Origin of the sequence: Psychromonas sp. KJ10-10 (assembly GCF_047323245.1) — a bacterium.
In the GTDB taxonomy this organism is placed as follows: Bacteria; Pseudomonadota; Gammaproteobacteria; order Enterobacterales; family Psychromonadaceae; genus Psychromonas.
In genome coordinates, this window is sequence record NZ_CP178826.1 from 591381 (window position 1) to 614276 (window position 22896).

Consider the following 22896-nt stretch of genomic DNA (forward strand, 5'->3'; position numbering starts at 1 on the left):
TTATTGTATAAAATTGACCTGTTGATACTGTTTAGGTGTCATTGCGCAATAGTTTTTAAAGGTTTTATGGAAGTGACTTTGATCGTTAAAGCCTAGTTGTAATGCAACATCAATAATAGGGTGCCCTTGTTGTAATAAAGATTTACTTTGTTCAATACGCACATTGTTTAAATATGCTTTGGGACTGATACCGAGGTGTTTTTTGAAATTACGAATAATGGTTTCTTGACTGAGAGAATACTGTTGAGATATATCTGCTAAACAGTCTGGCTTTTCAATATTATTTATTAGTTGTTGGCGAATGTTAATCACAGAAGTAGGTAAAGAATTGAGAGTAGGGTTAATTGTGCAGTAAGCACTTAAAACCTGCATTGATATTTTTTCTATTAACCATTTTTGATGTTGATGATGCACAGTGTTTAACATAAGCAATGCCATACTTGAAGCAATCCTATCATCACTAAAGACGACCTGTTCACAATGAAAGTGATGGACCTGTTGTCCGTATAATTGAGATAGTTGTTGTAAACACCATTGTTTATCAAGATACAGCATACAATAACTGCGGCTTTGTTCTGCAATAGGGTTACAGCTATGTACTTGTTCTGGTTCAATTAATATTACATCCCCTGTTTTAATCTCCATTGTTTCTGTTGATATACGGAGAGTGTTTCACCCTTGGCCATATAACCTATAGATAACTGCTGATGGCTGTGTTTTTTATAGGCAAGTTTGGAATCTTGAGTTGCACGAAACTCTGCGTAGGGCGTTAGTTGATTTCGCCAAATACCTTGCTTAAGTATAAAAGTCTGTTCATTCACCATTTATGTCGGCTTTAAGTTTTTGTTGAAAGTGATAATACCCTTTTGGGTCATAATTTTTTGAAAGCTGATTCATAAAACCATGCAAAAACTCACAGGGAGTTAATGTAACCTGCTTATGATTATTAAGATCAATAGCTAAGTCGATAATATCAAAGTGTAATTCATATCTAGGTAATATTAAGTCAATGGGAACACTTGGAATAATTGTTAAATGATGACGAATTTGAGAAGCATAAAAGCAGACAACTTTGTTTACCTGGGTGTTAATGAGATTGGTCGCGTTCAACCAAACAGCTGAGCCTCCAACACTAAATGCTATCAGGTTAAAAGGCTGTTTAATCTTGTTTAAGCAATGAGTTAAGTGCTGAGCGTAATCAGGTAGACCGATTTGTTTGTTGAAATATTGATAAGCTTGTTGTTCACTTTCAAACTCAATTATTTCGCCTTGGTAAGGGTCAATAAGTAAGATATCTTCGGGTTGTTCTACTAATTGAGAAGCAAGTTGTTGTAATGCTTTGGTTTTACCAAAAATGTCAGCGACAAAAACCGTTAACATGAGATTTTATGAGTTAAATTTCCAGCAAAAAAGACTTCATGTTTAATGTGTGGGCCTTGGTTATTTGGCACATCAACGAGGTGCATTCCTTGTGCATCTTTGAGCTCTTTGACAATTTCACGTACAAAGGCGCTGTTGTTTGCATCATTAATAAAATCACTCATATCGCACCATTTTGCTTCTGCAATTTCGTCAATATCTTGAATATTTATCTCTTCAGTTAAGGCATTTAAACGACATAGGAAATAAATATTTGATTTACCAAATCGAAATACTTTTTTAGAAGCAAAGCCTTGAATACCTACAAACTCACTGTGGATACCCGTTTCTTCATATACTTCGCGAATGATTGCTTCAGATATTTTTTCACCCAATTCAATATGCCCTCCTGGCAACTTAAAACCTGGGCTGGTGGCAATTTTTTCTCTGATCACTAATATCTGATGATGTTGATTAAAAATAACCGCGCCTGCCCCGATACTATGAGTGGGCACAAAAGGCGCGTAGGCTTCTTTTTTAATACGTAATATCAGTGTGATTTCGTCTTCTAAACAATTATGGAAGACAAAACCAGCATTGGTTGCAATCTGAATAAATTTTGATTGTTCAATTGCTAAGGTAAGCCAAATAAGTTGCTTACCCTGTGCTTTGACACTTGATAGCATATCTTCAAAATGTTCAATGAAAACAGATTCCGATTCAGGTAGTGTCTGTTTGTCTATAGTGACACCATTATAATTATCAAAGTTATAAGTGAGCAAAATACTATCCTTATCGGGTTTATTCTGGGTTATGTTAGCTCTTATTCATTACTTTTTTGAGTCAATAACGCTTTAATTTCAGCAAGCTCTTGTTTAAGTTCTTGCATCGTTGGCTCTTGGCAGTCTTGATTTTCCAAGTCAGCTTCAATTTTTCGTTCTTGCTCTAATACGTTAACAACAATACCAATCACCATATTTAAGAAAGCAAAGGCTGTAAAGAAGATAAAGGTTAAGTAGTAGATCCATGATAGCGGATACAGTGTCATGGTCTCATACATAACATCAGTCCAATCTTCAAAGGTCATTACCCGAAACAGTGTTAATAAACTGATCGAAATATCGCCCCATAGCTGAGGATTCAGCTCTGCAAAAAAGGTTGTGCCAACCGTCGCGTAAATATAAAAAATAATAAACATTAACAGCATAACATAACCAAGTTGCGGTAATGCTTTGACCAATGAGTTTATTAAAATACGTAGTTCAGGAATGATACTGACCATACGTAATACACGGAAAATACGTACTAAACGACCTAATAACGCCATTTCACTGTCTTCAATGGGAATAAGGCTAACGACAACAATAAAGGTATCAAATATATTCCAGAAACTGCGGAAGAAATATTTCTTTTCTGGCTCGCCTATAAATCGAATAATGATTTCAATTAAGAAGATAGCAGTTATCGTCGCATCTAATACCGATAAGACCTGCATTGTTGTGTCTGATATTTCGTAACTGTTAGCACCGATCATCAATGCGGAAAAAATGATAATTGAGATAACAAATAATTCAAAAATTTTGTTATTTCTTATTTCATAAAAACGACGTTGAAGTTGATTGTATTTAGCGCTAACTAATGTTTTATCAATCGATTTGTTAAAGTCTGTCATGTTGTTCCGCTTGAATTGTTTTAGAGTGGGTAGAATAAAATGAAATAACAGGAGTGTCTAGACATGATATGTCTTAATTTATTGTGGTGTTTTTTCGAAATAATGATTTAGCTTTAATCCTCAACTGTTTGCGCAATAGTTATCATCTCTTCTTTTATTTCTAGAAATGCATCAACTATATTGGGGTCAAAATGATTACCAGCACCTTGCTTGATTATTTTAATCGTTTCATCAAAGCTCATTGCTTCTTTATATACTCGTCTATTAACTAAGGCATCAAAGACATCGGCAATGGCCATTATTCTAGCAGAGAGCGGAATATCTTCAGCATGTAATCCCATTGGATAACCACTCCCATCCCAGCGTTCATGATGGCAGTTTGCAATTTCTATTGCGATATCAAGGTAAGGACTAGCGCCTACTTTTTCCTCTGTTTGTTTTAATATATCTCCACCTAATGCGACATGGGTGCGCATAATAACTAACTCGTCGGGCGTTAATTTCCCGGGTTTGAGTAGAATGTTATCTGGAATACCCACTTTACCAATATCATGTAAAGGGACAGCTGCGAATATATAACTAATGTAGTCATCAGTAATTTCTTGTTTGTATTTATCCTTTGTTTGTAAGTGCACAGACATTGCTTTCACATAAAGCCTAGTTCTAATAATATGCCCACCTGTTTCTGAGTCTCGTAACTCTGCCACCGTTGCCATACTGTCAATTATCGATAAGCTTGCATTGGAAATCGATTTAAGCACAGCAAGGAGATGTTTTTCTGCGCTGTAATACTTCAATGCTGTGACGACAATAAAAACACTAATTAAATTAATTAAAACAAGGAAAGGCGAAACATAGAGTTGTAGGTTTTGTAGAAGAATAGCTGGAACAATCAATATAATACTTACGATAAACAAACTGGATAAGCTGTAAACCGAAACGCTTTGGCTCATAATTAGTATTGTTATCGATAGACCTAATAACAAGATAATAAAGCCTTCAAGTTGGTTAAACCAATTTGCTGTTTTTAATAGGTCATTATTTAACACATTATCAATGAGTGTTGCGTGAGCCTCGATACCTGGAAAAGTGACGTCTAAATGTGTGCTAACAATATCATTCAAGGCAGAGGCGGTTGCACCTAATAATACAATTTTACCTAAAAAATAATCTGCAGGAATTTCGCCACTGAGCAGGCTTAAAATAGATATTGTTTCATAGTGTCGACCTTCACCTCTAAAGTTAATAAGTGCATTACCCTCTGAATCAATGGGAATCTTACGACCATTCAGATTAACAAAATTTCCTATCTTATCGTTTTCTATTTTTGCATCTGAGCCTAACATCACCATTAATCCTGCTAATGGCAAACTCGGTAACAGCTTGTCATTATATTGCATCACAATGGGTATGCGTCGAAGCAATCCATCTTTATCAATGGTTGCGTTAATAAAGCCAGTTGAAGCACTGTTGCGAGAAAATCTATGTAGCGGGCAAATAATGTCGTTGTATTGTTTGAGCTGACCGACCTCGACATTTTGATTTACTTTAATAAGATTATTATCAGTACACAGAGCCTCTTTGCTGACATTATGCTGAGTTAACATTGACGCTAATATAGTCGGGGTTTTGTCAATAACTTCAGCGAAGTAAGCATCATTGTCGGTTAATACTTGAGGGATACCAGGAAAGTTAAGCTGAACAGCAAACTCGCTTGCAAAGCTTTCTTGAATATTAATTAATGAGGAGCGGTCTTTTTCTGAGAGTAATATATCAACTAACAGTGCCGATGGCCTGTCTTCGGTAATTAAGCGTATCGCCTGTGCAAGACGATATCGAGGCCATGGCCATTGTCCAAGTGTTTCTATGCTTTGATCGTCAATATCAATAATAATAATGTTTTGGGCTGGTGCTATGCTAGCGCTGTAACTGTTATAAAAGTCATAAAATTTCCAGTCTACGACTCTTTCGCTTAAGGGAGTGACAAGTGCATATAATGCAAAACAAAGGGAAATAAGCACCCCCATAAACAAAGGTGCATACTTTATTGTTTGATTAGTAATAGGTAATTTAGGTTGGCTCATTATGTGTTTGGCCATTACCAGATTTGAATTTCAACTCGTCTATTTCTTGGTTCTACTTCCTTTCCTGACTTAACTAGTGGGTCATTTTCACCATAGGAATCAATTCTATATTCCGCCTCTTGAGGATTTTTAGATTGTAATAATTCAGCTACTGCTGTTGCTCTTCGATAGGAAAGTTCCATATTATATTGACTATCTCCAGCGAGCATCGGCATGACCAATAATGTTAATTTGAGGGTAGCTTCTATTATTAGCGGAAGCGATAACATTTGTAATCAACAACTGTGACTGAGGTACAAGTGTCGTACCATTGTTTTCAAAATAAAGTAGAAAAGTTTCAACTTTTTGTGGCTGTATTGCAAATAATGACGCGTGTTTTAATTGTATTTTTTCAAGCTCAACGGCACTTGGTGCACTTGGTTGCTGTGTTTTTGAAGCCACGCTGACAGCATCACCTGGTTTATTGACAACTTGTTTACCGGAATCATTCGATATAATGATTTGACTCACTTCATTGTCATTTGGCAATAAGGTTACTTTTGTTGTGCTTGACTGATTAAAAAAAGAACAATTGCGAATGCTACTAAGGTTTTAATTATTAATGCTTCCATAATGATTAATCCACCTCAACTAAGAATTTTGTGCCTCGCACACCAATGACAGCCTGCGGTGTTTGTATTTTTACCGCTTCAGGAGCTAGTTTGGATAACCTTCCTGAAGTGTAAATAGCAGAACCACTATTTAACATGACATCAAAGGCGTAACGTTTTTGTTTCGGAGAAAACAGGTAACGATTAATGATCATGTGCGAGTTTGGCCCAATAGAGAATTGAGTGCCATCCACGAAAAGTAGTGCAATATTGCCAGTATCTTTTGTTTCGACTATATCACCTTCATAAATTTTATCGTGTAATTTTGCTTTCTGTTGACTGTCACCTTTGGCAATAATGACATCACCCTGAATTACTTTTATTGAACCAATAATGTCACTATTAGCGGATGCTGAGGAACATAAAAAAATAAAAAATAAAAATAATATGCGGGAAGTTATTACTGAATTCATAAGGCAACCTTTCATATAAATATATAGTGTAAGACATTATAAAAATTAAATGAATTAATTTATGGTAATCGTTATATTCTTAACACTTTTTACTTTTTTATTCTATTAATGTTTGATGTTTTAATTTTAAATTAGTTATGGAAATATCTTTATAGTCATGTCTCTTTTGGGGGTTTTTGAAGTAAGTAGACGTTTACAAAAGTATTTATGTGTACTAGGTTTTTAGGTAACTTAATGATGAAAGGCTTAAAAACAATGATCGCAAAGAATATTTCAATCTTAAAAAAATCGCTTCGTGTATTTTGTTTCGGCACTTTATTTTGTCTACCAGCATGGGCTACGAATATCATTATTGGAGGGACAGGTAACGCATTAGGTACTATGCGTATAATGGCTGATGCTTACCAATTACAACATCCTGATGTCAAAATCACTGTATTACCCAGCATTGGTAGTAGTGGCGCAATTAAGGCGATACCCAAAGGAAAAATAGATATCGGGCTGAGTTCCCGACCATTAAAAGACAACGAATCAGCTTTAGGCGCAATTTCCATTGAGTATGCTCGTACTCCCACTGTTATTGCTATGTCAAATCGTTCCTCAAATACAGATATTAGTACCAATGATCTAATAAATATTTATTCAGGAAAAGTAACCGAATGGGACAACGGGGAATTTATACGTCCAGTTACTCGACAAGCTAATGATGATAATACAAAACAATTGAAGCGACTGTCTGCAGAGCTAAAAAGTGCAATGGAAAAAATAGACCAACACTCTAAATTTTTATTTGCTTCAACAGATCAGGAAGCTGTTGACCTAATAGAAAAAGCTCAAGGTAGTTTTGGTGTTACCAGTTTAGCGTTAATTTTATCTGAAAAGCGACCTATTCATGCTTTAAAATTGAACGGGATAGCACCAACACCAGAAGCCTGTATTTCTGGCGAATACCCAATCATAAAAAGCTTTTATTTTATACTCCCTCAACAACTACCTTTACATGTTAAGGCGTTTCTCGATTTTGTAGAATCCGAGCAAGGAAAAGATATTTTAACTGATAACGGCAACTATCCAATTTAATTAGAAGAATTACTATAATGCATCTAATACAAAACGACCAATTAACTAAGCTTATTACCCGTTTTGCGCTAGCAATTTCTATTATTACGGGGTTAACCTTGCCACTTGGGTACGGGTTAATTGGTTATTATAATTTGTCTGATTCACTTTTATTTAAAGCTAAAATAAAAGCGCATGCTCAGAGCGAGATAATTACCTCTCTTCCCAATACTTGGATGTATGCTGAAAATCGGACCAATGGGATATTGAGTCGTGAACCTGTTGCATTAGATAACGAATATATTGAGGTTTTTGATAATGAAGAAGAACTTGTTACCTCAACGGGTTCAAAGATAGACGGGATAAATATACAACGTAGTTACCCACTTTATGATATTAATAAAGTGGTTGGAAGAGTCACGGTTAAGGCTTCCCTTGACGATTTATTAATTAATGTAATATGGAGTTTAATCCTTGGTGCTGTGTTATCTGGATTGATTTATTTTATATTACGCTGGTTACCTGTGAGAGCCCTACAACGCATATCAACAGAATTATATATAGAAAAAGAAAGAGCAGAAAAAACCTTACAAGCAGTTAGTGAAGCAGTGATACTAACTGATGCTAAAGGTGAGATCCTCTACTCCAATGCGTTAGCTAAAACAATGCTTGGTGATAAATTAGAAGGTCAAATAGCTTCAACTTTGCTTCATATAAAAGATCAAATGACTGGCTTAGCGGTTGAGTCTGCTTTATGCAAGGCTCTGCGGTTAGGTGTTATGGCAAAATGTAATAGGCAAAGTATATTAGAAACAACTACACACAAAAAATATCCATCGAGGAGCACGCGGCACCTCTCTTTGATAAACAAGGTGACATTTCTGGTGTTGTACTTTGCCTAAGAGACGTCACTATTGCGCGAGCTAATCTTGAACGACAGACATGGGAAGCTTCACATGATCTATTAACTGGTTTGGTTAATCGTCGAGAGTTTGAGAGAAAAGTATCAAATGCCATCGATAAAACAAATAAAGATGAAACTCAATACGTTGTTTGTTGTATGGACCTAGATCGTTTTAAAGTTGTCAATGATTCATGTGGTCATCGTTGCCGGAGATGAGTTGCTCAAACAGTTATCTACTCTAATGAATTCATTACTTAGATCTAGCGATACTTTAGCACGACTTGGTGGAGATGAATTTGGTCTATTACTTGAAGGCTGTAATGAAGAGCAGGGAGAGCGAATAGCAAAAGACTTGTTAAAGGCTGTTGAGCAGTATCAGTTCTTTTGGGAGAAAGAAATATACACAGTGGGCATAAGTATAGGTCTTACCGTCATCAATAGGGAAAGCTTTAGTATACTTGATGTATTAGGGCAAGCGGACTCTGCTTGTTATTGGGCTAAAGAACAAGGTCGACATAGAGTTTGTACTTTTAGTGAAAGTGATCTTGACTTAGTGGCAAGACGAACTCAAACAGGTTGGGTTGCTAGAATTAATCGTCGCGTTAAAGGATGATCGCTTTACAATTTATCATCAAAACTACCGAGCTTTAAAAGAGGAATATGGAGATCGCCTACATTTAGAAATATTGTTAAGAATGATTGATGAAGATGGACTAATTATTTCACCGACTCAATTTATTCCAGCGACAGAAAGGTATGATTTAATGCCTCAAATAGATAGATGGGTAATTAATAAAGTGTTTTCTGAATTTGAAAAACTAAAATCTCTCTCTGCTACGCAAACAGTAATGATAAATATCAATCTCTCAGGCGCGTCTATCAATTCACTTAATTTATATACATTTATTGAAAGCAAGATTGCCGAGTTTAATATAGATCCTAAATGTATTTGTTTTGAAATTACTGAAACGGTTGCTGTAAAGCATATTGCGTCAGCCATTGAATTTATTGATAAATGTAAAAACTTAGGTATAAAGTTTGCCATTGATGATTTTGGCGCAGGGGCAAGTTCCTTTGAGTATTTAAAAAAATTACCCGTTGATTATCTAAAAATAGATGGTGGGTTTGTGAAGAATTTAGAAGCCAACCCAATAGATAGAGCAATGGTTGAAACGATTAATCGTATTGGCCACATAATGGAAAAAGTGACCATTGCAGAGTACGCAGAAAACCAGTCTATTATTGATGTTCTTACCGAGATGGATGTCGATTTTGCTCAGGGTTATGCTGTTAGTTATCCAATCCCTTTACCCGAAAAATAAACATAATTAATATTCTCCTGTAAATTAATGAAAAGATTACGGCTTAATCAATGGGGCTAACATTTTTTCAAGACCATTTAATTTTATCTCATACATGAGTGCGAGTTGTTTACCTAGTTTCCCTTCTGGAAAGCCATTGCTATGAAACCACACTAAATAGGGCTCAGGTAAGTGAATAAGTTTTCGCCCTGCGTATTTTCCAAAGGGCATGATCTGGTTAATGGTTTCACTAAGTACTTTTGGATCATCTAACACAGGATTGCCTATTTTCTAGTTAATAAATAAGTGTTTATTTTAGCCTAATTGATAGGTCATTATTATTAGTTTTTGATGGAGATAGGGTATATTACTAGGCTGATATAACAAAAAGAAGACTCTCAATGACGATTAAAATAATACCTTGCCAGCATGAACAGCTCACTGACTTACGCGAAATTTCTATTTCAACCTATCACGATACCTTTGCCGACTATAACTGCGAAGATCTGATGCAACAATACTTTAATGATGCGCTGACATTAGAAAAGTTATCACAGGAATGGCATGTTGCTGGAAGTACCTTTTATTTTATTTATGTTGAAAATGACATTGCGGGATATTTAAAAATTAATGAAGGCGATGCACAAACTGATGATGTTGTGCAAAATAGTTTAGAGGTCGAACGTTTTTATATCTGTAAACAATATAAACGTCTTGGATTAGGTAAAAAGTTAATGGCTTTTGCTCATGAACCAGGCGAGACAAAAAAATAAATCGTCACTTTGGTTAGGTGTTTGGGAAGATAACTTAGTCGCTTTAGCGTTTTATCAAGCACAGGGCTTTTATCAGGTAGGGTCGCATCCCTTTAATATGGGAGGATATTCAAACGGACCTGTTATTAAAGAAAGATTTATAAAGCTGATTTTAATCCATTAAGTCTTAGATTAAGAAATTTTTTTACTATAGGTGAAATACTTTTATTGTTTGCAAGGTCTTATAGGTAAGTCTTGTCGTAAACAATAAAATGGTGAAAAAATGAATATTATAAATCGAAGCATTAAAACCTTAGTCCTGTTGTGTGCAATGGTTAGTACATCGGTATTTGCAGACTGATGCGATATACACAGGTTATTTTAGTAGTAAAGTCGCATCGGGTTACGATGTAATCGCTTTTTTGAGCAACAAAAACCCGTAGAAGGGTCTTCAGAATACCAATTTGAGTATAAAGGCGCAGATTGGTATTTCGCTTCGCAGGACAACCTCGATAAATTTAAAGCTGATCCAGAAAAATATGCGCCTCAATACGGTGGATATTGTGCTTGGGCGATGGCTAGTAGTAAAACCGCTCCTGGAAACGCACCTTTTTGGACAATCCATAATGACAAACTCTATCTAAATTATGATCAAAAAGTACAAGATAAGTGGCTTGCAGATATTGATGGTTTCATTGAAAAAGCAGATGCAAGCTGGGCTCAGCTAGAAAAGGAATAACTGTGAAAATAAGTAAAACGTCCGTATTTAGTTGGGTGATTGTTATTTGGATAAGCAAAGTATTCCTATTCTCTTTGCCTTACAAGTTCACATTACATCCTGATACACAGCATATATTTGGTGTTATTGGTGAATGGTTAAAGGGCATTGTTGGGGAAACAGGTGGGGCATTATTTACGAATTATGGTTCCTATGTTGTGGGTGGCGTTGAGCTTATTACTGCGATCATTTTATTAGCGCCTGCGTTGTTTTTTATATTCAAAAAACTAGGCGTTATCAATAATAGCCCGAATATTTACTTGATGCATACCATAGGAGGCGCATTAGCTTCTATGGTAATGAGCGGTGCGGTTTTCTTCCATTTGTTCACCCCTTTGGGCATTGAAGTAATACATGAAGGTAAAAATGATGGTGGTTCTTTATTTTTTGCCGCAGTGTCAATTCTTGTATTAGGCGCCATGATGGCATTTTTTAACCTAATTAAATTTAAAAAGGACTAAACCGTGTTACTGCGATTATCACTTGTGTTTACCTATATTTTTAACTGTATTCGCTTGCGGGTTGGCCCTTGGCGATACTTCCAGTTAAATGCGCCTTATTTTAATGAGCAAGCACGGATATATTTTCTAAATTAGAGATGGATAATCGCATTCCCAATCAATGGTTGCTTGAGCAGTTTATGGATTACGGTACGCGAGATCCCAAACAATACCCTGTATTTGTGAAACCTGAATGGGGACAAAATTCAAGTGGTGTAACTCGTGTTGATAATATACAACAACTGAATGAATTACGTCAGTTACGCACAGAAAGTGATCCTTTCTATTTAATCCAACAAGTCGCGCCGGGGCTAAGAGAGTTTGAATTATTTATGATCCCTGATCAGGATAATTTACAGCAATACTCTATTTTATCAGTAACAGAAACCTGTAACCGTAGTGAAGATACTTTGCCCGTTAATGGGATTTATAACAAAGATAGTTATTATCAAGATAAAACATCTGAGTTAAGTCAAATTGAATTAGATCAGATTTGGGGACATTTGAAACAGATGGGTAATTATCGTATTGCTCGTTATGGTGTGCGTGCCAATAGCTTAGAGGAACTAATTCTAGGGAAATTCCATGTTGTGGAAGTAAATCTATTTGTGCCTATGCCTTTAGTGTTATTAGTAAAAGAGCATTCATTCTGGCAAAAGTGGTTATTTATCAATAAAGCAATGAAACAATTAGTATTAGTCACCCAAAGCATCCCAGATTCTCAAGAGGTGAAGCAGGTGTTTTTCAAAAAGCCTCCCTTTGTGAGACGTGTTAAGTCGCTAAATTGAGCATTTAAAATAACAAATATAAGAGAAAACAATGAACTTAAAAAAGTAATTTATGCTTGGATAAGCAAAACCTTTATGGATGGTTGTAGTAATTACAATAGCTTAAGCGTACGTAAAAGTTGCCGTAGTAAAGAGCAAGCACGTAACAAATTCAAACAGGGTGGTATTGCACATGCGCAGGGTTTAATCTTCTTTAATCCTTTTAAAGCGATTAAATTTGCCAAACAGCATGGCTTTCCATTGGTGATAAAACCTAATGTCAGTGGTTTTTCGCGTGGTAGCCATTTTCCTATTCGTAATTATAAAGAATTATGGAAAGCGATATTTTTTGCCAAGTGCTGGTGGCCTTTTACCGTTGTAGAGCAATATTTGCAGGGGCATAATTATCGTGTCGTGGTGGCAAATGGCAAAATTATGTCAGTATTAGAGCGTTATGCGCCTTTTGTTATTGGTGATGGCAAGTCAACTATTGAGCAACTGATTGATGTTGAAAATAAAACACGTGAAGAAATGGGCTTATATCCTTGCATGCACCCATTGCAAAAAGGCCCTCAGACGACCTCTTTTTTGAAAAAGTCGGGTTATGATTTGCAAACCGTACCTACTAAAAATGAGAATGTAACTTTGTTTTATCGTATTTCATTAGCGCCGGGTGGTGTTGTTGAAGTGATTGATAAAAGCTTGCTTCCTGAAGCGAATAAAACCCTATTTAAAGATGTGCTTAAACTTTTTGATGCAAATATTCTAGGCATTGACGTGATTATGGAAAAGGGCATTACGCTTGATCATAACGAGCAAAAAGTTATATTTTTAGAAGTAAACTCAAGACCTTATCTAAAAATGCATAGTTACCCTCGTTACGGTAAAGCTGAGGATTTGTCTGTGCACTTTGATGAACTTGATAGCTTAGATATTAGTCAGCCAGATACCTATTAAATCGATAAACATTATGCCTTTACTGAGTCGCACCTTTTATCTTTTTTCTGCTATTCACTCCTTTTTACTTGGACTGTTACCTATCTTTATCCCAGTTATCTTATGGGATAAAGGTTTAGATATTGCCAATATTTCATGGTTTGTTGCACTTAGCGCACTTGGCTTTTTAATTGCTTTAACAGTTTGGGATAAATTACGCGCTCAGGGAAATTGGTCGCTGATCATTGCTCTGTCATTCATTTTCCAAATGATATTAGTCGGTGTATTAATTTGGGATACACAATGGTTGCTACTTTCTTTTGGTGCTTTAATCAATGGTGCGGCAGGTTGTTTTTATTGGTCGACTCAACGTCTATTGTTCCAAAGTATTACCAGTGATAAAAACACTGGCGATACCTTTGGTAACTTCCAAATATTAGTAATGCTTTGCCTTAAATTTGGTATTTTAATAGGCAGTTTTATGCTTGATGCTGAATATATTAACAGCTTGATTGCATTGTCATTTTTTACTTCATTAGCTGGTTTCTTTTTATTACGTCGATTATTGAGTCACAGCAAAGATTTATTAAAAGAACAACAGCCTGTCGCCTTTAGCTTATCTAAAATATTAGCTTTTAAAGATGCCTTTCACTCTAAAAGTATTTTCATTATTGATGGTTTGTTTCTTTTTTTGGAAAGTTATTTTTGGGTTCTCACGCTTTACATACTTACTAAAGAGAGTTTACTAAAGTTAGGTTTGTTAATCGTTTCTTTGAGTGTTTTACTGGCGTTTGTTTTCTTTGTGATTAAAAAAATCATTGATCGTACTAATGTTCAACGTATCTTTATTATTTCTACCTTTGGTTATGCGCTTGCTTGGTTATTGCGTGCCCAATTAGATGTTCAACATAACGATCTTACCCTTTATAGTGGTATGTTATTGATTGCCTTTTTAAGTAGTTTTTTCCGTTTAGCTTTTAATAAACGTTTTTATGATATTGCTAGCCAAGGTAATTCTATTTATTACATTGTTGCTAAAAGCTACTACTCACAATTGATGATTTTGGTGTTTTTTAGTTTGATTGCCTGGTTTATTCCTGTGGAGCAACTCGCTATTAATCAACTGCAAAGCATCTATTACTTTGCATTACCTTTAGTGTTTGTATATCTGCTCTATGGGCGTGACAATAAAAAATTACTGCCACGCATTGCTTATTTAGCTAATAAAATAGGGTCAAAATCAATACGAGAATAGGATTCATCTACCTTGCCCGATAACTCAAAACCTTCCTTTGGAAAAGTCCCTGCTGGTTGAGGTAAATAAGTTGTTACCAGATCTTCACGTACACCAAAAACTGTATCTTGATCTAAATAAGGGTCATCATCAGGAAATACCTCGGTTACTAAGGAGTGGTAACCAGGTGCATTGACAATATAATGAAGATGAGAAGGACGCCAGGGGTGTCGCCCTGTTGCGTCAAGTAGTTTGCCAACAGGGCCATCACTTGGCACTGTGTAACTCACAGGACGAATAGTGGTAAAGGCATAGCGCCCATTTTCATCCGTGGTAAAAACACCATGAAAACTATGAATATCTTGCTCTTCATCTTGAGATGAATACAAACCATTTGGTGCGGTTTGCCAAATATCGACGCTGGCGCCCGCAATGGCATTTCCCTCTGTATCTTTTACTGTACCCTCTACAAGTATCACTTCACCCTCATAATGACGTTTGAAATCAGTTCCTATTTCCATTGGTGGCGCATCTGAAATATGAAATGGTCCTAATACACTGGAACTGGTCGCAACTGGGTGTGTGTTGATCATATCAACAAGCGATGAAATACCGAGCACATCAGATAACAATACAAATTCATTACGTTCATCCGTGGTAATGTCTCCTGTCCATTTCAACAGTTCTAAACCGTGTCTCCATTCATCATGTGTGAGGTGTGTTTCTTTAACAAAGTTGTGTAAATGTTTTGCCAATGAAGACATGATTTCCTTTGTTCTTGGGTCAGTATTCTCACCAAAATAGTTAATAAAAGTTTCGGTAATATTTTCAGCTGTAACTGTTCTCATATTCTTTCCTTTTAATTTTTAAACATATTTAATTAAAATATTTTTATTCTAAAAAACTAAGATTATTAATTTAAAATTCCAATACTTAACATTGGGTATTTAATTAATAAAATTAGTACTATAAGCATTACAAATGCGAAGGGAGTGCGCCCATAAAGACATCTTTGAGACTTATCCGGTCATCATCTAAGCTAGATTTTATGACAAAACAGCTGATGCCTAATGGCGGTGTGAGCAAACCAATTTCTGCACCTACTACGGTAACAATACCGAACCACACTAGGCTCAAGCCTAAGGGTTCAATTAATGGTAAGAACAGTGGCACAACAATTAAAATAATCGATGAAGTATCTAACAAGGTACCTAAAAAAGCATTAAACCGACGTAAATCACCATGATTGTGAAAATACTCATTTGGTTTGCGGCCAATATTTCAGCCAATTCGTTAGGTAAACCTGCCAATCCCAACATACGGCTATATATAGACGCGGCTGTAATTAAGAACAGAATCGATGCAGTGATATGCCCCGTCTCGATAAGCGCTTCCCAAAACATTTTCAAGGTCATTTTTTTACGGAAGAAGGCGATTACTAATCCACAAGTCGCTCCGGTCGCCCCGGCTTCTACTGGCGTTAACCAACCTGTGTAGATCCCACCTAATACAACAGAAATAAGGCCGATTAATGGACCGGTTTTTTCAACAATTTCGCGCAGAGGCATCCACTCTGTTTCTGTAGAGATTGTATTTCCAACGAAATTGGTGAAATAACGCATCATTATCCAAATGGCAACCATATAAGCAAAGGTCAATAGTAAGCCTGGTACAACACCCGCTAAAAACATATCTCCGACAGATTGCTCTGCGACAAAGGAGTAGATGATTAACATTGCAGAAGGTGGAATGATCATGCCTAAAACCGATGAACCAGCCACTACCCCAACGGCAAAACGAGGGCTATAACCATACTTCAACATTTGTGGCACAGAGACTTTTGAAAATACTGAGGCTGATGCGATAGACGAACCTGTTACCAGCTGCAAAAATGCCATTTGCACCCACGGTGGCCATGCCTATGCCCCCTTTGACTTTTCTAAAGCCAGAGTTCATTACTTGGTATATGTCTGAACCCATACCAGCCTTAGAAACAACTAACCCCATAAAGGTAAATAAAGGTACGGTTGCAAAAGTATATTCCATCACACTATCGGAAACGGCGACTTTAAGCAGGTTCATAGATAGCTCAAAATTATCTCTTAATAACCAAATTGCGATCATCGAAATAACACTGAGTGCGATAGGGATATAAAACCCAATGTAAACACTGATAATAATGGCGATAACAGAGAGGTAACCAATCTCAATAGGGCTCATGACTTCTCTCCAGTCGTTGCTAAATGTACTTTTTCTTCACCCAAAATAACCTTAAAAATCAATATTAAGGCGCATAATACGGCGCTTAGAAAGATGGTAAGTTTGATCGGCCACCATGGTGCAGTAAACACACCGGGTACACCAAAATAATCTTTTGTTTCGAGCATATCTAAAAACTCGGGCCAGATAGCAATGGCGATTAACACCATTAAAGTTGAAGAAACAGCATCTATTACACGTCGTACAAAGCGAATAAAAGTAGGAAAACGAGGCTCCATAACAATCAAAAAACCCTCTGAACGCGTTAAACGGTTGACGCGCATTACATCGGGTAACTGTAAAAAAACAATTAACACCATTGAGAATTGCACTACTTCGACAGCCCCCATAAAAGGTTTGTTAAATAAACCCCTTGCGATCACGTCGTAATCCACAGCTAATACCAATAGTAACACTACCAGTGTTCCTAGCGTGTTAGCCGCCATCGCTGTCGCATCGGTAAGTCGAGAAAGTGGTTTGGCAATCATTTTAAAATAATTATGCATTAATAAGGCTCCATGAAATATGTATGGGTTATACCAATGCAATTAACCGATCAAGCTAGTGTTAACGTGCGATTTCTCGCACGATATGATTGTTAATTTATAGAATTGGTATTACTTATTTTTTATTTCAGACCATTTTTATTTCAGGCCTTTTATTTCAGACCAATAGTCCAATCGCGTATTGGTGTTGCACCTTGAGCGCGTAACTTATCAATATAAGCTCGAATCATTTCAGTACCTGGTTGGCCAGATTTATCGAGGTTATCCGCTAATTCTTTAGCAAGGTCAGGAACTGAATCTGCCCATGCTTTACGCGCTTCTGGCGTCATAGTGACAATCGTACCGCCGAGTCGCTATATATGCTTCTCGACTTTCTTGTGCGCGATCCATTGCTAGGTTCGCGAGGTGATCTCTGTATTTAATGGCAACATCCTGTAATACAGTTTTTACTTCATCCGGTAACTTCTTCCAAAAACGTTCGTTTATTGTCACTGTTTTAGTATTAACTGCACCAAAATCTACCTCTGCCATATAAGGGGCAACTTCAGAAATTTTGAAGGTTTTAGTCGCCTCAGGCCAAAGCATGGCGTGGTCAACTAGCCCTGTTGCAAGCATATTGTAGAAGTCTGTTAAACCGCCTCTTACTCCTGCAACACCATCGATACCCTGTATGTACCGTAAGTTTGTTCCTGCACCAGCGACTTTATCGCCTTTTAGGTCTTCCGCACTTTTCACTGGTTTTTTACTATAAAGTTGGTAGGTATTTAAAACCACACCTGTGGCGAGGTAAACTTGGTCCTGTTTGGCAAACTCTTTTTGCATAGTGGGGTATTCTTTAGCTATTTCATCAATTGCTTTAGCAACAACTCGTGCATCACTAGAGATAAAAGGTGTGACAGTCGCCAGTGATTGACTTGGTAGTTTAGAGCTGTGGAAAATGGTGGTGACAATACCAATATCACCTAAGCCGAGTTCTATTCCTTCTAATACACCTTTAGGTTTGACGATTGAACCACCATAAGACTCTTGCCATTTAATAGCGTAGTTGCCAGTTTCAGCAAAGTCTGCTTATTAACCTCAGGAATAAAGAAATTTGAAAACTCATGCACCCACATGGATTTTGCTGGATATCCATCGATAACTACTGCGTTGATTGTTTCTGTTGCTAATGCCGGTAAAGACATTAAAGCTATCATTGCTAATCCTAAACCCTGTAGGTGTAATTTTTTTGAAAGTTTCATTGTTGATCATCCTTATATTTCGTATTGATACGGTAAATTTCGACCTTGAGTGCTTCTATAAAAGAAACCATAAACAAACAGCACCCCTTCACATTAATGAAAGATGTTTGTCTAAGTTGTTTTGAGCTTTATGCTCAAAGAAAAGTACAGACTTCTTCGAATTCGAATCTAGGTAGTTTTTGAAATAGGGCATTTTCATCGGCATACCCTAAGTTACATAAAAAGTTGGATTTTAAAGTCGTGCCAGCGAAGAAGGTGTCATCGACAATTTGATTAGAAAACCCCGACATTGGTCCGATATCTAGACCTAAGGCTCGCGCGCTATCATCAGATAGGCACCTTGAAGTGTGCCATTTAGAAACGCGGTGCGTTCACAGTATTCTGTTTTGCCTCTAAACAGTGGAGTTCTGTCTTCATGGGGAAAAAGAAATGGCAGTTTCTCCCAGAAGGCCAAATCATGGGCAATAATAACGGTAACGGGCGCAGCTCTCATTTTATCGATATTTTTTTCTTTTAACGATTTGGCGAGTTTGTCTTTGCCCTCTTTTGAGGTTACAAAGTAAAATCTAGCTGGGCTACAGTTCATGCTTGTCGCACCATTTGCAACAATTTGGTAGAGCTCTTTAAGTAAGCTTTCTGGGATGGGTTTATCTATCCAAGCATAATGAGAGCGCGCATCGTTGAGGATGACATCGATAGAGTCCTTATCTAACCTCGGTTTACGTAAGCGTAAATCGCGTACATTTTTCTGAGCCGTTTCTCTTGCTAAGGCTAAGTTCAAGCGTTCTACTTCTATTTTATTCGAATCAGTCATTATCTGTCCTTTATTTATATTTTGGATAAAGCCGCTACATATCAAAGGAAAAATAACTTTGCTGATTTAGTTATATCTTCACACAACAAGTACCTAATTTAATTTTTGTTGTATTTCATTGTATTAAAGCAACTTTTTGAACTTTCATTGGTTTTTTGAAAGCAAATATAAGGTGTTTTTTTTGTAAATTAACAGTGTTTGTCTGTAATTTATTTGTACAAAAAATTAACACTTGCATAACTTTTAACGATGTTCTAAGGTTGTGTCAAATAATATCGATATTTTTATTTAATAAATGCTTAGTCAAACAAAAAGAGGTAATCAAATGGTTTCTTGGAATGAATATAAAGCGGAGGCTAAACAACGTGGTTCACTGGCATTGGAAGTGTTTGTGGTTGAAAGTAACCCAAAGGCCAGTGCAGAAACTATCAAAGAATATTTGCCATTACATTTAGCCTACCAAGCAGAATTAGAGTCTTTAGGTATCTTGATGTTTGCAGGGCCGGTTTCCGATGCTTCAGGGGAAAACCTAGAAGGCGCTGGGCTGATTATCTATCGGGCCTCATCACTCCAAGAAGCGCAAAACATAGCTGAAAAGGACCCAATGCATAGCAAGGGGGCTAGGACATTTAATATTAAACGCTGGTTAATTAATGAAGGTAGTTTGCACGACTTGATATTAAGTTATCGGCGCAATCGATCAGTTTAAGTAATAGCTACGAGTAATACGTTTGACATAGATGAAAAGATAAAAACTTTATTTTTGACTAGGAGGTCAACCATGCCTAAGTGGACAAATATGATAGGGGATTTGATGTTTCGTGTGACCGAAATTGGTAGCACGATGATTTCAAATAATGTTGAGTTAACCACAGCGACTAAGTGTGAACAATTACTTGATAATACGGGTGAAGCAACTAGCTTAGCGCTTTCTCGAGAAATATTAGATAACTATCAAGAGTTAACCGATGAGGAAAAATTAGTTTTCTTTCAAGCTTTATTTGAAGATTTTGGTGTCAATATCAAAGCGCTAGAGTCAGCAATCAGTGATTGGAAAGAAACGGATGGCAAGAAAGAAGCAAGAAAAATTCACTTTGCATCAGAGCCTCGTTCACAGGAGTTAATCAGACAACTTAATCGAGCCCCTGGTGGCACGGCCACTTTAGTGAAAATGCGTGAAGACTTACTTAAATTAAGTCGACAAGATCCTAATCTGAACAGTTTAGATAATGATTTATGCCATTTATTTAGTTCTTGGTTTAATCGTGGGTTCTTGAGTATCGAGCGAATTAATTGGTCAACGCCTGCTGTTATTTTAGAAAAAATTATTGCCTATGAAGCGGTACATGAAATTAAGGGCTGGGATGATTTACGCTTGCGTGTCGCTGAAAAAGATCGTCGTTTATATGCATTCTTTCATGCTTCACTAGGTTCAGAGCCTCTAATATTTGTAGAAGTTGCATTGACGGATCAAACACCAACAACCATTGAATCAATTCTTTCCGGTGATCGAGAAACACTAGAGCCCAGTGAAGCAAGCACTGCCGTTTTTTATTCGATATCTAATTGTCAGGCAGGGTTAAGAGGTATTTCATTTGGTAACTTCCTGATAAAACAGGTTGTTGAAGAGCTGAAGCGTGAATTACCTAATTTAAAACGTTTTATTACCATGTCTCCCGTTCCAAGTTTAAGACGTTGGGCTGAATCTCAATCAGACCTTGATCAAAGCTCGGCAAATATTATTACCTCTTTAAATGAGCAAAATAACGAGTTTTCAGAGGAGTATAAAGCGCAACACAGTGCACAATTAAACCGACTAGCTTGCCAATATTTACTTGAAGCGAAACATAAGAAAGGTGGCCCTTTTGATCCTGTCTCACGTTTTCATTTAGGTAACGGAGCGCACCTTGAGCAGATTAATTTATGGGCTAATAGCTCTGAAAAAGGTATCGCCGATTCATGGGGGATCATGGTTAATTACGAATATGATTTGAAATCGATTGAAAAAAATCATGAAGCCTTTTTATCTGAAGGAAGTATTAAGACTTCATCGACCATCAAAAAACTTCACAAAAAAACTAATAGGATAACGGATATGTATACAACAAACTTCTTGGCAAATACCTTAAGAAAATCCAGTTTAGGTTATGAACAAAGTCCCTTTGCGACTTTGCCAGACGGTACCCAAGTTTCCTATGAGAAGTTGTTTTCCAATGCAGAAAAAATGGTCGCCGTATTACAATTAAATGGTGTTAAAGCTGGTGATAGAGTCGCAGTGCAAGTTGGAAAGTCAATTGCCACAATAGAGTTATATTTAGGGACTATTCTCGCAGGTGGTGTTTTTCTGCCACTTAATACCGATTATATGGCCAGTGAAATTGAATATTTCTTAGGTGATGCCCAACCTACTGTGTTTGTGTGTGATCCAAATTCTGAGTCGCTTCTTCAGTCGGTAGCAGAAAAAGCTAATGTGGTCGCGTTATTGACTCTTTCTTCAGACGGTTTAGAGGGCTCCTTACATCATGAATTACAGCGTATCGATATGTCCTATGTCGAGGTAACTCGCGCATCCGATGACCTAGTCGCTATTTTATATACATCGGGGACAACAGGACGTTCTAAGGGAGCGATGTTGTCACATGGAGCTTTGGCCTCTAATGCATTGACACTGACTGATTACTGGCAATTTACTCGCGCAGATAGCCTTATTCATGCTTTGCCTATTTTTCATATTCATGGCCTGTTTGTTGCTATTAATATCACTCTATGTGCTGGCTCGCATCTACACTTTATGCCTCGTTTCGATGCCGATAAAATTATCCAAAAAATGCCTACCGCAACGGTATTAATGGGCGTTCCTACTTTTTATGTTCGATTATTACAACATTCTGATTTAAATGCGCAATCGACTTCATCTATGCGCTTGTTTGTATCTGGCTCTGCTCCTTTGTTAACCGAGACACATCAACGTTGGCAAGAAAAAACAGGGCAAGCGATTTTAGAACGCTACGGAATGACGGAAACGAACATGAATACTTCTAATCCCTATGATGGTGATAGAAGGCCAGGTACTGTGGGTTTCCCATTACCTGGCGTTGAGGTGAAAATATGTGATCCTAGTTCTGGTGCGGAATTAGCAGATGGAGAGATAGGACAGATTGAAGTAAAAGGGCCAAATTTATTTTCAGGGTATTGGAAAATGTCCGAAAAAACAGCTGAAGAGTTACGCCTGACAGGATGGTTCTTAACCGGTGATCTTGGTATACGTGATAAAGATGGTTATATTTCTATTGTTGGTCGATCAAAAGACTTAATAATTTCAGGTGGTTATAATGTTTATCCGAAAGAAATAGAAGCTGTGATTGATGATATTGATGGCGTAAAAGAGTCGGCTGTTATTGGCTTACCACACCCTGACTTTGGTGAGGCTGTGGCGGCAGTTGTTGTTGCAGATAGTGATGCTTTTCAAGAGAATGATTTGGCTGAAAAAGTAGCCACTCAAACACAAACGGTTTTAGCTAAATTTAAACGTCCTAAAAAAGTGTATTTTGTGAATGAATTACCCAGAAATACTATGGGTAAGGTACAAAAAGCGCGACTTAGAGAGGATTACAAAGATACATTTTCTGTTTAGATAGTATAATAAACAGAAAAATGAGCGGAAGTG

General features: G+C 36.9%; 30 protein-coding genes and 2 pseudogenes. 14 read left to right on the forward strand and 18 right to left on the reverse strand.

The window, feature by feature from the left end; all coding sequences use genetic code 11:
- From ACLKMH_RS03425 to ACLKMH_RS03465, 9 genes and pseudogenes are all read right to left on the reverse strand, one after another.
- A complete protein-coding gene (locus ACLKMH_RS03425) occupies positions 1-555 on the reverse strand; it encodes a helix-turn-helix transcriptional regulator (protein ID WP_413702246.1) in 555 nt (184 codons plus the stop codon).
- Positions 547-824: pseudogene (locus tag ACLKMH_RS03430) on the reverse strand (AraC family ligand binding domain-containing protein); the annotation flags it as partial. The gene ACLKMH_RS03425 and the pseudogene ACLKMH_RS03430, both read right to left, overlap by 9 nt.
- Complete coding sequence (locus tag ACLKMH_RS03435) at positions 814-1380, reverse strand: hypothetical protein (protein WP_413700869.1); 567 nt, start codon at positions 1378-1380, stop codon at positions 814-816. The gene ACLKMH_RS03435 and the pseudogene ACLKMH_RS03430, both read right to left, overlap by 11 nt.
- Positions 1374-2141, reverse strand: coding sequence for an NUDIX domain-containing protein (locus ACLKMH_RS03440; protein WP_413700870.1), 768 nt, complete (start codon positions 2139-2141; stop codon positions 1374-1376). Before ACLKMH_RS03440 ends, ACLKMH_RS03435 begins: the two co-directional genes overlap by 7 nt.
- Before the next feature lie 41 nt (positions 2142-2182).
- Positions 2183-3031: an ion transporter gene (locus ACLKMH_RS03445; protein ID WP_413700871.1), complete on the reverse strand. Its 849-nt coding sequence runs from the start codon at positions 3029-3031 to the stop codon at positions 2183-2185.
- Positions 3032-3144: 113 nt separating this feature from the next.
- Positions 3145-5115 carry a CHASE2 domain-containing protein gene (locus ACLKMH_RS03450; protein ID WP_413700872.1) on the reverse strand — a complete coding sequence of 657 codons (1971 nt, stop codon included), beginning with the start codon at positions 5113-5115 and terminating at the stop codon, positions 3145-3147.
- 14 nt (positions 5116-5129) lie between these two features.
- Complete coding sequence (locus ACLKMH_RS03455; RefSeq protein ID WP_413700873.1) at positions 5130-5324, reverse strand: OmpA family protein; 195 nt, start codon at positions 5322-5324, stop codon at positions 5130-5132.
- Positions 5308-5643, reverse strand: a complete 336-nt coding sequence (locus tag ACLKMH_RS03460; protein WP_413700874.1) for a hypothetical protein — start codon at positions 5641-5643, stop codon at positions 5308-5310. The genes ACLKMH_RS03455 and ACLKMH_RS03460 overlap by 17 nt, the downstream gene beginning before the upstream one ends.
- Before the next feature lie 88 nt (positions 5644-5731).
- Positions 5732-6178 (reverse strand): FecR domain-containing protein, encoded by a 447-nt coding sequence (locus ACLKMH_RS03465; RefSeq protein WP_413700875.1) that lies wholly within the window; start codon positions 6176-6178, stop codon positions 5732-5734.
- 234 nt (positions 6179-6412) lie between these two features.
- On the opposite strand from ACLKMH_RS03465, the gene ACLKMH_RS03470 reads away from it, so the two are divergent.
- The 5 genes from ACLKMH_RS03470 (at position 6413) to ACLKMH_RS03490 (ending at position 9463) form a co-directional block, all read left to right on the forward strand.
- Positions 6413-7258 carry a substrate-binding domain-containing protein gene (locus ACLKMH_RS03470; protein ID WP_413700876.1) on the forward strand — a complete coding sequence of 282 codons (846 nt, stop codon included), beginning with the start codon at positions 6413-6415 and terminating at the stop codon, positions 7256-7258.
- A gap of 17 nt (positions 7259-7275) precedes the next feature.
- Positions 7276-8139, forward strand: a complete 864-nt coding sequence (locus ACLKMH_RS03475) for a hypothetical protein (protein WP_413700877.1) — start codon at positions 7276-7278, stop codon at positions 8137-8139.
- Positions 8140-8210: 71 nt separating this feature from the next.
- Positions 8211-8357 (forward strand): diguanylate cyclase domain-containing protein, encoded by a 147-nt coding sequence (locus ACLKMH_RS03480; RefSeq protein WP_413700878.1) that lies wholly within the window; start codon positions 8211-8213, stop codon positions 8355-8357.
- On the forward strand, positions 8326-8754 hold the full coding sequence (locus ACLKMH_RS03485; RefSeq protein WP_413700879.1) for a diguanylate cyclase domain-containing protein: 429 nt from the start codon (positions 8326-8328) through the stop codon (positions 8752-8754). The genes ACLKMH_RS03480 and ACLKMH_RS03485 overlap by 32 nt, the downstream gene beginning before the upstream one ends.
- Complete coding sequence (locus ACLKMH_RS03490) at positions 8723-9463, forward strand: EAL domain-containing protein (RefSeq protein ID WP_413700880.1); 741 nt, start codon at positions 8723-8725, stop codon at positions 9461-9463. Before ACLKMH_RS03485 ends, ACLKMH_RS03490 begins: the two co-directional genes overlap by 32 nt.
- A gap of 36 nt (positions 9464-9499) precedes the next feature.
- On the opposite strand, the gene ACLKMH_RS03495 is transcribed toward ACLKMH_RS03490, so the two are convergent.
- Positions 9500-9718, reverse strand: a complete 219-nt coding sequence (locus ACLKMH_RS03495) for a DUF3820 family protein (RefSeq protein ID WP_413700881.1) — start codon at positions 9716-9718, stop codon at positions 9500-9502.
- Between the two features lie 125 nt (positions 9719-9843).
- Between ACLKMH_RS03495 and ACLKMH_RS03500 the strand changes: the two genes are divergently transcribed.
- From ACLKMH_RS03500 to ACLKMH_RS03530, 7 genes are all read left to right on the forward strand, one after another.
- Complete coding sequence (locus ACLKMH_RS03500) at positions 9844-10215, forward strand: GNAT family N-acetyltransferase (RefSeq protein ID WP_413700882.1); 372 nt, start codon at positions 9844-9846, stop codon at positions 10213-10215.
- Positions 10190-10378, forward strand: coding sequence for a GNAT family N-acetyltransferase (locus ACLKMH_RS03505; RefSeq protein WP_413700883.1), 189 nt, complete (start codon positions 10190-10192; stop codon positions 10376-10378). The genes ACLKMH_RS03500 and ACLKMH_RS03505 overlap by 26 nt, the downstream gene beginning before the upstream one ends.
- 213 nt (positions 10379-10591) lie before the next feature.
- A complete protein-coding gene (locus ACLKMH_RS03510; RefSeq protein ID WP_413702247.1) occupies positions 10592-10933 on the forward strand; it encodes a YHS domain-containing (seleno)protein in 342 nt (113 codons plus the stop codon).
- Positions 10934-10935: 2 nt separating this feature from the next.
- Entirely contained in the window at positions 10936-11433 is a 498-nt protein-coding gene (locus ACLKMH_RS03515) for a hypothetical protein (RefSeq protein WP_413700884.1), read from the forward strand.
- Positions 11434-11570: 137 nt separating this feature from the next.
- Positions 11571-12260 carry a hypothetical protein gene (locus ACLKMH_RS03520; RefSeq protein ID WP_413700885.1) on the forward strand — a complete coding sequence of 230 codons (690 nt, stop codon included), beginning with the start codon at positions 11571-11573 and terminating at the stop codon, positions 12258-12260.
- A gap of 75 nt (positions 12261-12335) precedes the next feature.
- Entirely contained in the window at positions 12336-13196 is an 861-nt protein-coding gene (locus ACLKMH_RS03525; protein WP_413700886.1) for a cyanophycin synthetase, read from the forward strand.
- Positions 13197-13209: 13 nt separating this feature from the next.
- A complete protein-coding gene (locus tag ACLKMH_RS03530; protein ID WP_413700887.1) occupies positions 13210-14430 on the forward strand; it encodes an MFS transporter in 1221 nt (406 codons plus the stop codon).
- Here the strand turns inward: ACLKMH_RS03530 and ACLKMH_RS03535 are convergent.
- The 8 genes and pseudogenes from ACLKMH_RS03535 to ACLKMH_RS03570 all read right to left on the reverse strand — a co-directional run bounded on the left by ACLKMH_RS03535 (position 14388) and on the right by ACLKMH_RS03570 (position 19229).
- Entirely contained in the window at positions 14388-15257 is an 870-nt protein-coding gene (locus ACLKMH_RS03535; protein ID WP_413700888.1) for a dioxygenase, read from the reverse strand. The two genes, ACLKMH_RS03530 and ACLKMH_RS03535, sit on opposite strands and share 43 nt — an antisense overlap.
- Before the next feature lie 127 nt (positions 15258-15384).
- Positions 15385-16307: pseudogene (locus tag ACLKMH_RS03540) on the reverse strand (TRAP transporter large permease).
- On the reverse strand, positions 16213-16629 hold the full coding sequence (locus tag ACLKMH_RS03545; protein WP_413700889.1) for a TRAP transporter large permease subunit: 417 nt from the start codon (positions 16627-16629) through the stop codon (positions 16213-16215). The pseudogene ACLKMH_RS03540 and the gene ACLKMH_RS03545 overlap by 95 nt, the downstream one beginning before the upstream one ends.
- Complete coding sequence (locus ACLKMH_RS03550; RefSeq protein ID WP_413700890.1) at positions 16626-17174, reverse strand: TRAP transporter small permease subunit; 549 nt, start codon at positions 17172-17174, stop codon at positions 16626-16628. The genes ACLKMH_RS03545 and ACLKMH_RS03550 overlap by 4 nt, the downstream gene beginning before the upstream one ends.
- A 152-nt stretch (positions 17175-17326) precedes the next feature.
- The gene (locus ACLKMH_RS03555; RefSeq protein WP_413700891.1) at positions 17327-17503 is read right to left on the reverse strand and encodes a hypothetical protein; all 177 of its coding nucleotides are present in this window, start codon (positions 17501-17503) and stop codon (positions 17327-17329) included.
- On the reverse strand, positions 17484-18212 hold the full coding sequence (locus ACLKMH_RS03560) for a C4-dicarboxylate TRAP transporter substrate-binding protein (RefSeq protein WP_413702248.1): 729 nt from the start codon (positions 18210-18212) through the stop codon (positions 17484-17486). The genes ACLKMH_RS03555 and ACLKMH_RS03560 overlap by 20 nt, the downstream gene beginning before the upstream one ends.
- Positions 18158-18415, reverse strand: a complete 258-nt coding sequence (locus tag ACLKMH_RS03565; protein WP_413700892.1) for a hypothetical protein — start codon at positions 18413-18415, stop codon at positions 18158-18160. Before ACLKMH_RS03565 ends, ACLKMH_RS03560 begins: the two co-directional genes overlap by 55 nt.
- 307 nt (positions 18416-18722) lie before the next feature.
- Positions 18723-19229 carry a malonic semialdehyde reductase gene (locus ACLKMH_RS03570; RefSeq protein WP_413700893.1) on the reverse strand — a complete coding sequence of 169 codons (507 nt, stop codon included), beginning with the start codon at positions 19227-19229 and terminating at the stop codon, positions 18723-18725.
- Between the two features lie 325 nt (positions 19230-19554).
- Here ACLKMH_RS03570 and ACLKMH_RS03575 point away from each other — a divergent pair, with 325 nt between their 5' ends.
- Positions 19555-19938 carry a YciI family protein gene (locus ACLKMH_RS03575; protein ID WP_413700894.1) on the forward strand — a complete coding sequence of 128 codons (384 nt, stop codon included), beginning with the start codon at positions 19555-19557 and terminating at the stop codon, positions 19936-19938.
- Between the two features lie 72 nt (positions 19939-20010).
- On the forward strand, positions 20011-22863 hold the full coding sequence (locus ACLKMH_RS03580) for a malonyl-CoA decarboxylase domain-containing protein (protein ID WP_413700895.1): 2853 nt from the start codon (positions 20011-20013) through the stop codon (positions 22861-22863).
- Positions 22864-22896: the final 33 nt, after the last annotated feature.